The sequence below is a fragment of the Pseudomonas sp. EA_65y_Pfl2_P74 genome (assembly GCF_963970575.1).
GTDB classification, from domain to species: Bacteria; Pseudomonadota; Gammaproteobacteria; order Pseudomonadales; family Pseudomonadaceae; genus Aquipseudomonas; species Aquipseudomonas baetica_A.
Genome location: NZ_CAXAOQ010000006.1, coordinates 1 through 16,279 on the forward strand (window position 1 = coordinate 1; position 16,279 = coordinate 16,279).

General features: G+C 56.7%; 6 protein-coding genes and 3 pseudogenes. 3 read left to right on the forward strand and 6 right to left on the reverse strand.

Translation table 11 applies throughout. The features are described from left to right. Positions 1–198: pseudogene (locus tag AACY18_RS05860) on the forward strand (IS3 family transposase); the annotation flags it as partial. 305 nt (positions 199–503) lie between these two features. Here the strand turns inward: AACY18_RS05860 and AACY18_RS05865 are convergent. The 4 genes and pseudogenes from AACY18_RS05865 to AACY18_RS05880 form a co-directional block, all read right to left on the reverse strand. After that, positions 504–860: pseudogene (locus tag AACY18_RS05865) on the reverse strand (transposase); the annotation flags it as partial. A 448-nt stretch (positions 861–1,308) separates the two neighbouring features. Next, a complete protein-coding gene (locus AACY18_RS05870; RefSeq protein ID WP_339434234.1) occupies positions 1,309–1,842 on the reverse strand; it encodes a hypothetical protein in 534 nt (177 codons plus the stop codon). Beyond that, complete coding sequence (locus AACY18_RS05875; RefSeq protein ID WP_339464505.1) at positions 1,839–10,826, reverse strand: two-partner secretion domain-containing protein; 8,988 nt, start codon at positions 10,824–10,826, stop codon at positions 1,839–1,841. Before AACY18_RS05875 ends, AACY18_RS05870 begins: the two co-directional genes overlap by 4 nt. A gap of 25 nt (positions 10,827–10,851) precedes the next feature. Continuing rightward, a complete protein-coding gene (locus AACY18_RS05880) occupies positions 10,852–12,558 on the reverse strand; it encodes a ShlB/FhaC/HecB family hemolysin secretion/activation protein (RefSeq protein ID WP_339464506.1) in 1,707 nt (568 codons plus the stop codon). A 216-nt stretch (positions 12,559–12,774) separates the two neighbouring features. Here AACY18_RS05880 and AACY18_RS05885 point away from each other — a divergent pair, with 216 nt between their 5' ends. Further along, a complete protein-coding gene (locus AACY18_RS05885) occupies positions 12,775–13,593 on the forward strand; it encodes an alpha/beta fold hydrolase (protein ID WP_339434231.1) in 819 nt (272 codons plus the stop codon). Positions 13,594–13,666: 73 nt separating this feature from the next. Here AACY18_RS05885 and AACY18_RS05890 read toward each other — a convergent pair whose 3' ends face one another. Together AACY18_RS05890 and AACY18_RS05895 are read right to left on the reverse strand one after the other, a co-directional pair. Continuing rightward, complete coding sequence (locus AACY18_RS05890; RefSeq protein WP_339464507.1) at positions 13,667–14,314, reverse strand: hypothetical protein; 648 nt, start codon at positions 14,312–14,314, stop codon at positions 13,667–13,669. A 574-nt stretch (positions 14,315–14,888) separates the two neighbouring features. Continuing rightward, entirely contained in the window at positions 14,889–15,458 is a 570-nt protein-coding gene (locus AACY18_RS05895) for a M10 family metallopeptidase C-terminal domain-containing protein (protein WP_445261950.1), read from the reverse strand. Here AACY18_RS05895 and AACY18_RS05900 point away from each other — a divergent pair. Continuing rightward, a pseudogene (locus AACY18_RS05900) lies at positions 15,389–16,270 on the forward strand (HlyD family type I secretion periplasmic adaptor subunit); the annotation flags it as partial. The gene AACY18_RS05895 and the pseudogene AACY18_RS05900 sit on opposite strands and share 70 nt — an antisense overlap. Positions 16,271–16,279 lie beyond the last annotated feature (9 nt).

Here is a 16,279-nt window from a genome sequence, read left to right on the forward strand (position 1 = left end):
CGAATCCGCTTCGTGACCCCGGCCGAACGGCACCGTGGTCAGGATCATCAGATCCTGGCTCGGCGTCATGAGCTGTACGAGCAAGCTCGGGAGAAATGCCCGGAACGCTGGTCTGGCCAGACAAGAACCTGGGAGCCGATGGGCACTGTGATGTTGAACCCGGATCGGCAGCAGCAGACCGAGAAAAGAGCGGCATAGTTAGACGGCGACGCGACAACAACCTTGAAAAACGCCGCATCAACAGCAAACTTTGAACCGCCAAAAACATTATTTCCATTGGTCGCGTCACGAATCTGGTCAACCAACTCTGACTCTAAGTCATTTTTGAACAGTTCGCGGTAAGCATCTGCCGGCTGCCCGCCCTGCACTCCAAGCGCCAAATATTGAGCATGAGGGGTAACAATGTGTGATCGCTCTGATTGTGCGTTAAAACGGTAACTTGACCAGCGATATTCTGCCGGATGATTTACCATTTTCGCTCTGACGGGATTCATTTCGATGTAACGATAACAGCACAACAAATATCGTTCACTCTCAACAAGGCATGAACGAAACCGGCCTTCCCACAAACTTCCGCTGCGACTATACGTACGATTTATATATTGGACGTATCGCTGCCCGACACCTTTCATCAGCAGGCTTGCGCTGTTGGAATTATGAGGACTGACTAACAAATGAACGTGATTGCTCATTAAGCACCACGCATGAATATCACAATCATTTTTAGAAGCCTGCTCGACCAAAAGCTCCAAATAAAAAAGGTAATCTTCCTCGGTAAAAAAACAGACAGATCTATTGTTTCCTCGCTGAATCAAGTGCAATGGTACGCCTGGTATCAAAACTCGGGGTCTACGCGGCATCGATGAATCCTTTCAATTGGTCGAACTGAAAGCTTAGCGGGCCGCAAGGTACAAATGACGGCAAATTTTTACCTATTGTTGCAGTGAATTACGTTAAACGTGGTCTGTCCCCCTTTACCCACTCTGTGCAAAAATCGGATGGCTTGCATGGGTTCGGTTTCTTGTATTTGTGTGGTGCAAACCAAGTTGCCGACTCATGCAGGCCTCTTCAATATTCCAACTTCTTGATTTTCTGTAAGAAAAATCGGGGATCCCTCAGGGTCTGTCCCCATTTATCCGTTTTTATCTTCGTCAATTGCCTCGCGCCGAAACGGGCGCAAAATCGGGACAGACCAAGTGCCTCAGAATACTTTATAAATGTGGCCTGTCCCGTTTTCATCAGTTCCTTAGAAGATTTTATAAACGTTGTCTATTACCGCTCCCCTTTAACCCTCAATCTTTCTCGCACCTAGTAACGAATCCACTTTCCGGTCGGGATTAATTCCGGGCCATCAGGATCAAGTAAGTAAAGCCATTCTGGATCGTGCCCTACCGTACCGATTAAAACACCTAGTGAATTTGGATGCTCGGGCATCGCACCTGAATGTATGGCACCTATATAACTGCCTTTACCATAAGGATTATGCAATTGAAAACGTAATGCACCATCAGCATTGTAGATCGCAGCATTGTGAGGAACCCCGAAGAACCAAGGTGTTTCAGAAAAGTCAAACCTAGATGGCTCTTCATTAAACACGACCAGCACTCCAGTCCGATCTGGCAGTATGCATGGGATGCCTGCAGCAGAAAACAAAACTTCCGAACCGTTATCAGAAACTATGTATCTTCTTATCTTTACAACCTTACTCACACGCACATATTTAACTTGCGCCATTTCAACTTCAAACTCAGTCCTACGCCCATGCCAATCGTAAAAACTCTCAAAAATTGTTCCATCAGCATGCACCACTTCATTTCTTATACGCGCAACTAGATCAATCATTTCAACAGCCTCAAACTATCAATATCAATATTATAAAACTCAGGATTTGTACGAGGGGTTTTATCCATAAAATTAACTTGATGTGCTCCACCAGCGAGACGCTTCTCTTGCTTGGCATCCCACATATCACCCGCAGTCCCTTCACGAACGCCTACACCCGGTTTCACCGTAAATTCGACCTTGTACAAATTCCCGGTTTTAAATTCGGTAGAAATAGCCAGTTTATTTCTAACGTCTTCCATTGAGTTCACTGGAGAATCTGTTGCCCATCCGCCTAAGAAAGATGCAGGATTTTGCTCCTTTAATTCACTACTCTTTATAGCGTCGTATTGCCTTTGATCGATTACCATGGTCATCGTTCGTGGCTGATCCAAAACCTTATCGGTGACGACTGTCCCCTCCTTCCACGCCGGTCGTTGCGTTCCCCAGTATGGAGGATCTATTCCACCTGACTGCTGTTTCAGAAGCAGATCATTCGCAGTCTTCTCACCATCGACACGCGGAAGACCATCACGGTCTGTCACCTGTCCTGCGTTGATGTTCTCCGCACGATGCTCCATTCCCGGAACAAAGTCACGCTGCGCAGACAACCCAAAACCCTCCGCATCGCGGGTAGCATTTAGTTCAACGTCAGAGACTTTCGAGGTGTTTCCAGTGAGGCCGCTCTCCTTCTTACCGCTCGAAACCAGAACCGAAGCCCCAGTCCCCTCAAAGTATTTCCCCGCCCCCTTCAGCAGTGCAATTTCCATTGCCGTCTTAGCGGCTTCCGTTCCGTAGTCGCGAAGCGGGTTCACGTCGCCGGGGTAGGTCGCGCTGCTAAAAGAGTCAAGTACTTTGCTTCCCTGGGTGTAGTCATAGGGCGCAAACAACTGCCCCGTGGCCTGCCACCCATCAGCGAACGATGCTGCACCTCCCAGCCCGGACAACGCCGGAATCGCGCATCCAACAGCGGTTACACAAGCCGGGCTTGACGCTATGGCGCCTCCAAACCCTGCGGCAGCCCCTATGGCGCCCAGTACCGCTCGACTGGCATTTGCCGAGTGCCGGAGGTCCTTGTCGTTGCGCAACAAGTCGTCGTTGACCTGGTCCCACTTAGAATACTCGTCGAAGGCCCCGGTAGCGAAAAGCGTACTTTGTGCATCCTTGAAACCTTTCCCGTCCGCCTCCAATGCTTTGATGAATTTGTAATTAGGATCATCGGGGGGTACCGAGTCACTGCAATGAACCAAGGCACAAGCCGCTGCTTTAAATTCATAGGCTTTATCAGGGTTCTCTTTTTGCAGCTTCTCCAGTGCCAAGGTTTCTTTTTGATGAAGCTGGCGGTTGTACTCGTCAGCCATCAAAGCAACCCACGATGCCTTGTTGACGTCTCCGCCGGCCAGTCCTGCAGCTGTCAAACCGACAATCTGGGAAAATGCCTGGCGTAGCTGAGGTTGGGTGTCGAACGTGGAGTTGAGCACACCTGCCATCGCTTGACTCGCACCTGCAGCCATCGCGCCGGTTTTGAAATCCCCACCAGTTGCACTGGAAATCGCTCCCCCCATCAACGCATGCAACGCAGTGCGAGCGACACCCCCTTCGGCCCACATCGCCATTCCGGTCGTATCACCCGCATTGTGTGCTGCCTGCCAGTGATCTTGGGCGTAGCCCCCGACAAAGTTGAACGCGGTGGCGGCGGCCACATTGCCTGCCTGAGAAATCAGCCCATCCTTCAGGTTCTCACTGTAACTCCCCCCGCCAATTACTGTTTTTATGGCCCCGCCTGCGAGTCCCTGCGCACCCGCATGAACAGCGAAACCACCGATACCTTGGAGAGTGTTTAGGTCAAATCCTTTTGTTAGGTTGTTGAACGGTACCGTGTGGCCGCCGAGTTGTGGATCGATCACGCCTTGTGTAAAGCCGGTCGTAACACCCGCGATCGCAGCATTCTTCAGGCTGTCCTTACTGAAGGTCTCCTTGACAGCGGCGCCGAGATTTCCTTTGTTATTAATAGTGCTGACTGCTGCAGTGCTGGCCAAGGACGTCAATACGGCAGAGGCCATTACATTGCCTAATCCGGCGGCGACGGTTGAACCGACAGCAGCACCACCTGCCACCGCCGAAGCGGTTGCCGTACCTGCTGCGGCCATGGCAGTCCCTGATCCCGCTGTCGCACCTGCGACGCTTCCCACAGCCGCACTCGCGGCTCCAGCTGTCAGCACAGTGATGATGATAATGATCACCAACATTGCGCCCTGACCGAGACTTGAGTTGCTGTATTTGAACGACTCGTGAACCTCCTTCACTCGCCGCCAGTCAACATCCCCGCGCGCCTCAGCATCCTTCAACCACGCCAGTTGCGGATCAGCCTTGACCATAGCGTCGATGGTCTGGCTCACGGACTCCTGATTGACATCCTTGATATCAATCTTCAGCCCATCAACGGCCTTGATCACGATGTTGCCCTTGGCAATCATTTGGGTCTGGCGCAAGGTTTCGTCGGTATTGCCACGGCCTTTGGAGGAGACCCACGCGGCACTGTTGTTGGTCTTGGTATGGCTCTCATCATGCAGATCCTTCACCCCTTCAAAGGTGATGGAGCCGCCGCTGTCGAGAACGATGTCCTTGCCGCTGTCGAGCTTGGCCACTTGATAGAGCTGGTCACCCTTGCTGACGAGCGAAAGGTTGCCACCGGTCTTGATCTCGCTACCCACGTGGGTGACCTGGGTGACTTCGTCGCGCTTGAGTTTCAGGCTGCCGAAGCCGCCCTTCTCTTTCATGTCATAGAGGGTGTAGTCCTTGTTCTGCGCGGCCAGCAGGTTCAAATCATTGCCGGCGTAGACGTAGGCTTCATTGCCTGCGCTGATCTTGCTTGCGACCAGCGTGGTGTCGCGTCCGGAACTGGTTTTCACGTCGCCGCCCGCGATGAACTCGGCGGCTTTCTGGACGGTGTGGTTGTCTTCTTCGTGGACGCGTTTCTTGCCATCCTTGCTATGGGTTTCGACATTGTTTTCGTCGCCGGCCGAGGACATGTAAATGTCGCGCTTGGCGTCAACGTTGAGGTTACCTTTGGCTTCGGCGGTGCTGGCGACGACGTTGATGTCGCGGCCGGCGTCGAGCTTCAAGTTGCCGCCGCTTTTCACCGTTGACGCAAGGTTTTCCACGGTGGTGGTGACGACCGAGCGATGGCCGCCATTGAACACTTCGTGGAGTTCGTTTTCGTTGCGCGTCGCCAGCAAGTTGATGTCACGGGTGGCGCTCAGGCTGGCGTCGCCGCCGCTGCTGATGGATGACGAGTTGACCAGATCCTGGCCGGACTTGATGGTCAGGCTGTCGCGCGCGGTGATGTTGCCGCCGTCATCGACCAGCGTGCGCATCCCGTTGCCGTCACGCACAGCGACAGCGGTTCGATCGTTGACGATGTCGCCCTTGAGGCTGGTGAGGCTGACCTGATTGCCGCGAATCTCGCCGGCCAAGGCATTGCGAATGCTGTCGGTGGCCATGAGCGTGATGCGCTCATTGGCTTCGACCAGACCGCCCTGATAGAGGCTGCCCTTGACGTCGACGGAGACGTCTTTGCTGGCGCTCAAGGTTCCGACGTTGACCAGGTCATTGCCGGCGAGCAGTTCCAGATCGCGGCCCTGAATCAGGCTGCCGCCGCGCACGTTGCGCGATTCGGCCTGTGCCAGATAGAGCACCGGCACCAGCACTTTCTGGCCGTCGACGATGCGTTCTTCCATCCAGACGATGTCGTGGGTCAGTGCGGCAACCTGCGCGGAGGTCAGGCTGACGCCGACCGACAGGTTCAGTTCGTTCTTGCTGGCGAGCGCGTTATCCATCAGATAACGGAATTGCTCGTAGTCGTTTTCCAGGCCGCCAGCGAGGAAACGCTGGCCCGTCTGGGCCATGACTGCGTCGCTGATCAAGCGCGATTCGTAGCGACCGTCGCCGAGGCGACGAGCTGCTTCATCTGTGCTGAAGTTGAGTTTGCCGAGCAGATAGTCGGAACTCATGAACGCCGCGGTCTGGGTCAGCTCCGGGTTGGTTTCGATCAGGTAACGGCTCTGCGGATTCGTGCTCTGCACGAACATGCCATATGGGCCTTTCGGCAGACGGAACGTCGAGGAAGCCGTCGGATCGACCGCCGCAAAAGGTACACCCTTAAAGTCGACCGGGACGAAGCTGATCTGCTTCACGCCGTCGGCATCGACACGTTCGATGCGGGTTACATTTTTCGCTGCCTGGGTGCTGGCGTCAGTGCTGTGCTTACCCAGATTGATGTTGATACCACCGACCACGGAGGTCTGATCGCTGGACAATGACCCGGTCAGTTGCCCATAGGTGTTTTCGTACAGCGTACCGTTCTGAATGCTGTTGGTGACATCCAGTTTGACTTTGCCACCAGCCTGAAGCACCGCCGAGTAGACGTTGTTGCCGTTTTCATTCCAGGTGGTGACGTCGCTGGTCTGAGCGAATCGGGAGTCGCTGGAGCGACTGACCAATTCTTCGAAACGCGCCTCGTCGAAATTGCCTGCCGCTGTGGCGGCATTGAACGCCGGGATGTCCATGAACTCCATCTGATCCCAGAGGCTGTTATCGATGTGTCCCGGCGTGCCGATCTGCACCACCCGATGGCCCGAGCGCGAGACCGCGCCCTGATTCAACAGGCTGTCGGCAGTCACCGTCAGGTCGCCGTTGGCCGCCAGCAGGCTGTAGCGGTTTTCCACTTGATTGGCGTGGATGTTGAAGTTTTTTCCGGCGACGAATCGTGCCGCGCGCGAGTCCTTGAGGACTTGATCGTTGAAGTCAGTGGTAATGGTGATATAGCCGCGTTTCCAGCCGTCATGGCCACCGCAATGCTGGGCGCACACCCAGCTCAAGCTGCCAGATGATTGCCCCGAGGTCATCTCGAATTCTGCCTTGGCGTTTTCCACCGAGACAGCATTGATGTCGATATCACCCTCACCTTCGACGGTGCCCGACAGGTTGCTGAACAACGCGGCACGACCGCCGCCCACAGCGTCGAAGCTCAGGTTGCCGCGGCTGTAGATGTCACCGTAGAAATTGTTGAGGCTGTTGCCGTGCAGCTTCATCGTGCCGCCGCTGAACAGCAGGGTGTCGGCGTCGTTGTAGATGCCGTTGGCAGCGGTGAACTCAAGATTGCCTTGGGCGCCGAGGGTGCCTTTGTTGTTGATGCGTGCTGCCGTCACCGTGAGGTTCTGGTTGGCGATCAGACGACCGAGGTTGTCGAGCGTGCCGCGCAGGGTCAGTGCGGTATCGCCCCCGCTGACCAGTCGCCCGTCCTGTTGAATCAAGTCGTTGGCGCTGATGGTGAGCTTCTTTTGCGCCGATACCCGACCACTGTTGAGCAGATTGCCCGTCAGGGTCAGCGTCAGATCGCCGTCGCTGAGCAGTTGTCCGGCGTTGGTCAGGTTGGCGACCTGAAGGCTCATTGCCGAAGCACTGGCGATGCGGTCACTGGCATTGAGGTTCAGATCCTGAGCGCTGGTGTAGGTCAGGCCGCCGTTGAGTTGCCAGGTGCCGACACCATTGACCGAACCGACATCCCACACGCCTTTGCCCAGTCCGGTGAGGCTGCCCTGGGTGCCGGTCAGATTGCTCAGATCCAGATCGAAGACACCCTGCGCGGCGTGACGCACGCTGCCGCTGAGGTTATTGAGTTGGCCGCCGGCGAGTGTCAGATCCTGGCTGCCGATCTCTATAACGCCGCTCTGGTTGTTCAGGTTGCCGGTCAGTTTGATCTGACTGGAGGCGCCGCCGAGTGCGCGAATCTGGCCGCCGGCACTGTTGTTCAACTGGCCGCTGGCGAGTTGCAGATGGGTCGCCGATTCGATCAGGCCACCCTGGTTGAGAATCTGGCTGACCGCTTCGAGCGCCAATCGATTGCCGCTGATCTCGCCGCCGGTGTTGTCCAGACTGTCGCCAACGAATACCAACTGATCCTTGGCGAACATCTTGCCGGCCCGGTTGGTCAGGCGAGTGACGGTCAATTTCAGATCACCCAACAGGCTGGAGATCAATCCGGCCTTGCCGTTAACCGCGCTGTTATCGAGGTCGGCGCTGGTGATCTCCAATGTGTCGGCTTGCAGCGTGCCGCCCTGGTTCTGAAGGGTTCCGCTACCCAGAGCCAGTTCGGCATGACTGCCATTGGCGAAGATCACGCCTTGCTGGTTCAGCAGGGTTTTGCCGGTAATTTTCAGGCCATCACTGCCCGCGATGATCTGGCCGGCAGCGTTGTTGTTGATCGAGATGCTGGTGATGTCCAGTCGCTTGCCGCGCAGGGTGCCGCCACGGTTATCCAGCTCGGTGAGCTGATCGAGCAGCAGACGCTGTTCAGCGGCATCGACCACGCCAGTGACGTTGCTGAAGACACCACTGATTTTCAGTGCGACATCACCGCCGTTGCCGACAATGCCACCGTTGTCATTGTTGTTCAGTTGCGTGGCAGTCACGTCGATGGCTTGGCCAAGCAGGACGCCGGCGCTGTTGTCGACGGCATCACTTTCGATGTGCAGGTCGGCATCGCTCTGGATCCGGCCTTTGACGTTGAGCAGTTGCGACTGGCCAGGAGCAGCTCGTTTGAGGATCAACCGCGCACCGTCAACACCTGCTGCCAACAGACCGTTATCGCTGTTATCGAGGCTGGCCGCGTGCAGGTCCAGACCATCACTGATCATGCGCCCGCCACGGTTGTCGACGTGGCCGTTTTCAGCCATCACCAGCAATTGCTGTGCGGCGACGACACCGCCACGGTTATCGAGCGAAGCGGCATGAATAGCCACATCACCCTGGCTGGCTTGCAACCGACCCAACGCGTTGTTCAGGTGCTGCTGGACCATCAGCGTAAGCTTGCCGCTTTGCGCGCTGAGGGTGCCGTCGTTGTTGCCGGTGAGGTTGGCCAGTTGCGCGTCAACTACGCCGCCCAGCAATTTGCCGGCCGAGTTCTGCAAATCGCGAGCGGTAACGTTCAGGCGATCATTGCCCTGAATCAGCCCCTGACTGTTGTCCAGGTCTTCGCTGGTGACCACGCTGTCATCGGACGAAAGGGTGCCTTGGGTATTGTCGAGTGTGCCGCGACTGTTCACTTCGAGGGTTTGGCCGATCAGGCTGGCATTACGATTATTGATGCTCTGAGCCGCGACGGTCAGGCGACCCGATGCCTGAATTTTGCCGTCGTGGTTATCCAGATCCTGCTCCAGTGTCAGCTCGGCAGCACCGTTTTCAGCACTGACGACACCTTTTTCGCTGTTATCCAGTCGTGCGGCAGTGACCAGAATCCGGTCAGCCGCGAGCGTTCCGCCATGGTTGAGCAATTCGCCGCCGGACACCGCCAGCGTGGTCTTCGCCTGGATTTTGCCTTGTGCGTTGTCCAGCCGCTCTCGGGCGACAACCTTGGCATCGCTCTGACCGGCGCCGATCAGACCACGGGTGTTGTCAACTTGCCGGGCATCGATATCCAGGCGTCCGGCAACGATTTTGCCGTCAGCGTTCTGCACATCCCGGGCATTGAGCTTGAGACTGCCGCCAGCGATTTCGATACGGCCCAGACGGTTGTCGAGGCTGTCGACCGACAGCGTCGCAGCCTGACCATCGGCAAAGCGGATCAGGCCCTTGAGATTGACGATGGCCGGCGCGCTGAGTGCCAGACGGGTTTCACCATAAATACGCGCGTTGACGCCCTGATTCACCAGCCGGGCAGCGCTCACCGTGACGTTTTTCGCCTGGACGATGCCATTCTGGTTATCCAATACACCGGTGGCCGCAGCGCTCAGGGAACGACTGGCCAACAGGCTGCCAGTGTTGCTCACCGCAGCACCATTGACGGTCAGATCACCTGTGGTATTGCGAGTGTTGTCGGCGTTCACCCCGGCTTCGATCACACCACTGTTGGTCAGTTTGCCGCCGCTGCTCAGGCGTACAGAATCGCGGGCGACAAGGCTTTGGCGGTTGACCAGTTGTTCAGCGGTCTGCACCGCCAGTTGCGTTCCAGCGTAAACCGGCCCTTGGGCATCAAGACCTCTGGACTTGATATCAATGGCACTGCTGGCAGTGACTTTGGCCATGCTCAACTGACCGTTGGCATCGATCTGGATGTCACCGGCGCTGGCGGCAAGATCGCCCGCCAGCTTCACACCTACGCCCTGCTCCGTGCCCACCAGTTTGATCGCGCCGGCATACATGCCACCGAGCGCAGAAGAGTCGATGGCCAGTTGCGGCTTGGCGCTGCCATCGTCAGCCCGCGCGGTGGCGTTGAGAGTGTCGGCATTGACGTCATTGCGGCCGGTGGTGATGTTCAGGCGTTTGGCATGAATCTGCGCATTGATCCGCGCACTGCGGGTGATGATTTCAAAGCTGTCGACGTTGCTCGCATCCAGACCGGTGCCGTCGATGGACACACTGCCCTGGTCCACCTGAAAACGATCCAGTCGACCGTTATCAAGCACCGGTTTGCCGGTGGTCAGGGTCACCCGCGGCGTGTTGATGAACCCACAGCCGTTGCAACTGATGCCGTAAGGGTTGGCGACGATGACACGCGCCGACTGCCCTGCCACTTCGGTGTAACCGCGCAGTTGACTCGGGCTGCCACCGTTGACTTCGTTGAGGATGGTTTGTGCGGCAGCCCCGCGCAAATTCGGGTTGCCTAGAATGATGCCGCCCATTTGCGTCAGTTGTGTGCGCGCCGTGGCGTTGTTGAGGATGACGCCTTCAGCACCGACGTTGTAATCATGAAACTGGTTGTGCGACAGCCCCGTCGCATTGGGCGCGGCGATATTGACGATGGGCACGCCGTTGCCGGCACGATCAAGGGTTGTGCCAGGCGCGTTGACTACGATCCCATCCGCCCGCGCCCAGATCGGTTGCCAGAACATGACGTTTGCCAACAGGAACGCGAGGCCGCGCTTGGGCATGCCCAGAAAGCGTTCGTGGTGTTTTACGACAGCAGAAGGCTGACCGGCCAGGTAGGCCAATTGACGGATGTCCATGTCAGAATCTCGGGGCGGGCGAAAATTAAAGGAAAAAATCCAGGCGGAAATAGATCGGTGCTTCACGCTCGGTCAGCACATCGGGGCGTTCCAGCGAGTGCGCAAACGTCACGCTGGCGGCGACGTGCTCGCCACGGGCGAACAGTTCCAGCGAGTTGCTCGACATGCGCCCGTGCTGATTACCGTTGTAGCGATCGCCGCGGATCACGCCCTGGTCATAACCCAGACTGGTGCCGTATTCAGCGAACACCGGGCGCAACCATTCGGCGGTCACCGGACGTGCCCAGCGCAAATCGTTACGCCAGTAACCGCCGCTGTCGCCCGACAAGGATTGATCCTTGTAACCACGGATCGACGACGAGCCGCCAAGGCTGGTGCGCTGGGAGCTGAACAGCACGTCTTCGCTGCGCTGGCCGGTCATCAGGCTGCTGAACGTTAAGGACTCGCCCCACACTTTGAAGGGCTGCAAGTAGCTCAGGGTGGCGGTGTATTTGCGGTAGCGCGCGTTCGGTTCGCCGGGGCCAGGATCGTGGCTGCCCTGCGCATCGAACGCGCCGATGCCTTCCTGCATGCCGGCGTCGAAGTTGACGAACGCACTGCCGACACGGCGGCCGTGGTTGAAGCCGAACTGCGCTTCGCTGATGCGGTTGCTGCTCAGCTTGAGCTTGCTGTCTTCGATGTAGGCGTTGGTGCGCAGGTAGGACAAACCGGCGTTGAGCGAGGTCTTGCTGACAGCGTCGCGGTGGATCACTCGCTCGGCGCGGATCTGATGGTTTTCGCTGTCACCGGTCTGCTTGAAGTTGTAGCCGTTGGCGGCGATCTGCGAGCGGTATTCGCTCTGGCTGTAGGTGTAACTGAAGTTCCACCAGCCCCATGGCAGGTTGTAATTGAGCACGGCGTTTCTGGAGGTGTGCTGGTGATCGGTCATCGCATCGTGACCGCCGCGCAGGCTCAACTGATCGGCCAGGCCCAACGGGCTGTCCCAGTCCAACGTCGTGCCCCACTGCTGTTCGCCAGTGCTGCGCTGGCCGTCGTTATTGCGCGACAGCCCGACACGCCAGGGTTTCTGCGGGGTGTTGGTCACCAGCACCGTGCTGCCACCCACGTTCTTGCCTGGCGCCAGTTCCATTTTTGCCTGATTGGACGGCAGGCGATTGAGCTGATCGACCATCTGCTCGATCTCGCGCAGGTTGACCCGTTCGCCCGACTTGCCGGGGAATGCCATGGCCAGTTCGCGCTCCGACAGCTTGCTGTTCTCGGCGCCCTTCATGCCTTCGAGCTTGCCTTCGACCACCAGCACCTTCAGATGGCCGCCGGACAGATCCTGTTGCGGCAGGTACGCGCGGCTGGTGACCAGACCTTTCTCAATGTAATGGTCGGTGATGACTTTGAGCAGCTCGTTGAGCTGTGGCACACCGAGGCATTCGCCGATGTAGGGGTTGAGCAGGCGTGCCTTGTCGCGCTCGGACAGGCTGTCGGCGCCCTTGAGTTCGACATCCTTGATCGGGAAGCAACGGGTGTCGGTGGGCGCTGCGGGTTGGGCAGGTTTGGCGTCCTTGCCGGGCAGATCCTTGAGTTCTTCGAGACGCCGCTGCTGCTCTTCGAGCAGACGGTTCTGGCGGTCGCGGATCAGGTCGGTTTCACCGGGTGTGGGGGCAGCAAAAGCGGTTTGGAGCGCGGACAGGCACAGCAAAGCTACGCACAACCTCGCCGCGAGGGCGGGTGGGTACATGTTCGATCCCTCGAGACGGAAAGTGATATCAAAATAGTGGCGAGATGTTAGATGGCCATCATTTTGACGTCAAACATAAGTTGAAACAATTTTTCGGAGCTTGTCGCCGATCTGTCGGATTCGATAATCGAGCACTTGCGTACAAGTCCCCCTTGAGCTTTACGCCGATAGTGAACGCTGCCATCACGGCATCCATTCGCCACGTAAGGAGTTCCCATGAGCACATTCACCACGCAAGACGGCACCGCGATCTATTACAAGGACTGGGGCAGCGGCAAGCCTGTTCTGTTCAGCCACGGCTGGCCGCTGGATGCCGACATGTGGGAATACCAGATGGAATACCTGAGCAGCCGCGGCTACCGCACCATCGCCTTCGACCGCCGCGGTTTTGGCCGCTCGGATCAGCCATGGACCGGTTACGACTACGACACCTTCGCCGATGACATCGCGCAATTGATCAATCACCTCGATCTGCGTGAAGTCACGCTGGTGGGCTTCTCCATGGGCGGTGGCGATGTCAGCCGCTACATCGCCCGTCACGGCAGCGAGCGGGTTGCCGGCCTGGTGCTGCTGGGCGCGGTGACGCCGCTGTTCGGCCAGAAAGCCGATTTCCCGCAGGGCGTCGACAAGTCGGTATTTGACGGTATCAAGGCGGGCCTGCTGCAAGATCGCGCGCAGTTCATCGCCGATTTCGCCGCACCGTTCTATGGCACCAATCAAGGTCAGAACGTCTCTGACGGCGTGCTCACGCAAACCCTGAATGTCGCCCTGCTGGCCTCGCTCAAAGGCACCCTGGATTGCGTCACGGCATTCTCGGAAACCGACTTCCGTCCAGACATGGCCAAGATCGATGTACCGACCTTGGTGATCCATGGCGACGGTGATCAGATCGTGCCATTCGACATCACCGGCAAACAGTCTGCCGCGCAAATCAAGGGTGCCGAACTGAAGGTCTACGAGGGTGCGCCGCATGGCTTTGCGGTGACTCATGCGCAAGCGTTGAACGAGGATTTGTTGGCGTTCCTGGGCCGCTGAGAGCCGGCCCGTCTGCCTTTCGCCAAGGCGTAAAAAAGCCCGCCAGACTTTTGCCTGGCGGGCTTTCAGTTGATCAGCGAGCGCTGAGTTCGATCCACTGCGGCTCAGTCGCTTCCATCTGGCGTTTAGCGCGGTACGTCAACGCCGACATCACTATGAAACCAAGCAGTATCAGGACCGGATACGCCATCAACAATTCAGAAAGAGAGTACTTCCAGGCCAGCGGACGCCCGACCCCCAGCATGGCGGCATACATCCATGACACTGCCGAGAGCGAGCCGCAGAACAGTGCGAGCATTCTTGCGCTGAACCCGAGATGGAGCAGCGAGCCAGCCTTCTGTAACGCCGGCAGCACCAGGCGATGCAACAAGACGCCGTTGTAGCTCAACATCACAACGATGATCACTTTGGCTTGCAGCTTTGGATTCATAAAGTAATCCATGCCTTTATCCAGATAATCGATACCGACGACCGCCATACCGGTCAGCCACAAGCCTATGAGGGCAAACACCACCGACTTCTGCAGTTTCTCCATATGAGCATTGTCATGTTCAGAGGGTATTTTTTGTTTTAACAGGTCACTCACCATCGCAACATCACTGGTCAACACAAGCCCCATTGCCACACAACACGCCACCAAATGAACATATATGACACCCAGGCGCAGAAACTCCATGAATTCTTTTTGCTCAAACAGGCTCATCATTGTATTTATTGTCACGATCATACTCTCCAACTTAATCAGCTGTTCAGGTCAGCCACAAAACAGACTAAATTCTGCCAATAACTTTCTAACTTCGCTCACACCAAACCCTTAGAATCGGCGGCATCAATCACCTATTCACTCAACTTACGCACCAATAGAACAACAACTATGCATCCTGAATTTCAGATAAAAAACCCCCATTTGCACTGAATGTACATGAGGTTCGGAGTCCACTTTTTTTTCTGCGATTGCAGCGGCCGCCAAGGGTGACGTCCTGAATAATCTGAGGTTCATAATGCTTGAATGTTCAATTTTCGGGCGAACTACCGACAAACGGCAGCATCACTTAACGACTCATTAATCAACAACTTCCCTGTAATGCCCACGCCAGCTAGCCTGCTTTATTCACACGCAACTTCTCAGGTTTTATTGGATCCATTCAGTGTTAACTTGACGAGACAATAGCAAGACATTCCCATTTACAACACTAACCCAATGAAATGGTCATACTTTTGAAGCGCGCAAATGAGCAATTTACAGCTATAAAAACGCCCCGATCCTGGCGGGGCGCTCTTATTACATGAATGAATCAAACCACGCCGATAAAGTCACTCGCTGTCAGCGCAACATGCCCGACCAGATCGATCTGGAAGTCAGCACCGTTGCCATTGTTGACATTGCCCTCCACATAAGTGTGATCAACACCGCTGACACTGACGTAGTGGTATTTCAATTGCGCCTGGTTGTTGAACTCACTGCCCGCGCCATTCCACTCACCGAGGAACGTGAAATCCTGGTTTCCACCAGATCCGCCGCCGGAGGTACGCGCATCTATTTGTGACAGGTCGATGTGATCCTCTCCCTGGGTAAAGTCGGTAATGACGTCTCGACTCAAGGTGGACGTCCCTGAATCGCCCGTAGAGGTGAACACAAACATGTCGTTACCGGTCCCGCCGGTCAAGGTGTCACGGTTCGCGCCGCCCACCAGGGTGTCGTTGCCACCACCGCCAACGAGCGTGTCGTTACCTCCAAGCCCCATCAGCACGTTGTTTGCGTTATCACCGATCAGGCTGTTGGAGCCGCTGCTGCCTGCAACGCCACCTGTTCGCCACACGCCGCGCCAGTCTGGCCGGTGAAATGGACATCCTGCGTGAGTCACTCAATTCCGCCGACGCCCAGGTCAAAGGATTGCAACGCGTCTACAACGCCCGCTCATCACAGATCGGTTTCCTCAATCAGGAACTGGTGGGCGTGCGCCAACTCGCCGCCGAAGGCTATGTACCGCGCAATCGCATGCTGGAACTGGAGCGCACCGGTTCCGACCTGAACGCCTCACAGGCCGATAACCTGAACAACATCGCCCGCGCTCGAGGCCAGGCCGCCGACATCAAGTTGCGCATCTTTCAGCGCGAGTACGACTACCGCAAAGAAGTGCAGTCGCTGCTGGCCGATGTGCAGAAGGAGAACAGCGCCCTCACCGATCGCTTGCAAGCCTTGGATTATCAAGTGCAACACACGGTCATTCGCTCGCCCATCGACGGCGTGGTTCAGGGCCTGAACGTGTCGACGGTCGGCGGGGTGATTGCGTCAGGCTTCAAGATCATGGAAATCGTCCCCGCCCATGAGCCGCTGCAAATCGACGCGATGATTCCGGTGCAAGCCATCGACCGCATGAACCCGGGGCTGCCGGTGATGATTTCGTTTCCCGCGTTCAACCATGTGCAGACGCCCAACATCCCGGGGAAGGTGCAGACCATTTCTGCCGACCGCTTGATGAGCGAAGACAACAAACAACCCTATTACCTGGCGCAGATCGAAGTGACGGAGGCCGGGATGGCCATGCTGGGCAGCAATCACATTCGTGCGGGCATGCCCGCCTCGGTGACCATCAAGACCGGCGAGCGCAATATGCTGAGTTACCTGCTCAAGCCATTGCTCGACCGCGTCAATAGCGCATTCAAGGAGCAATGAAGTGGACGG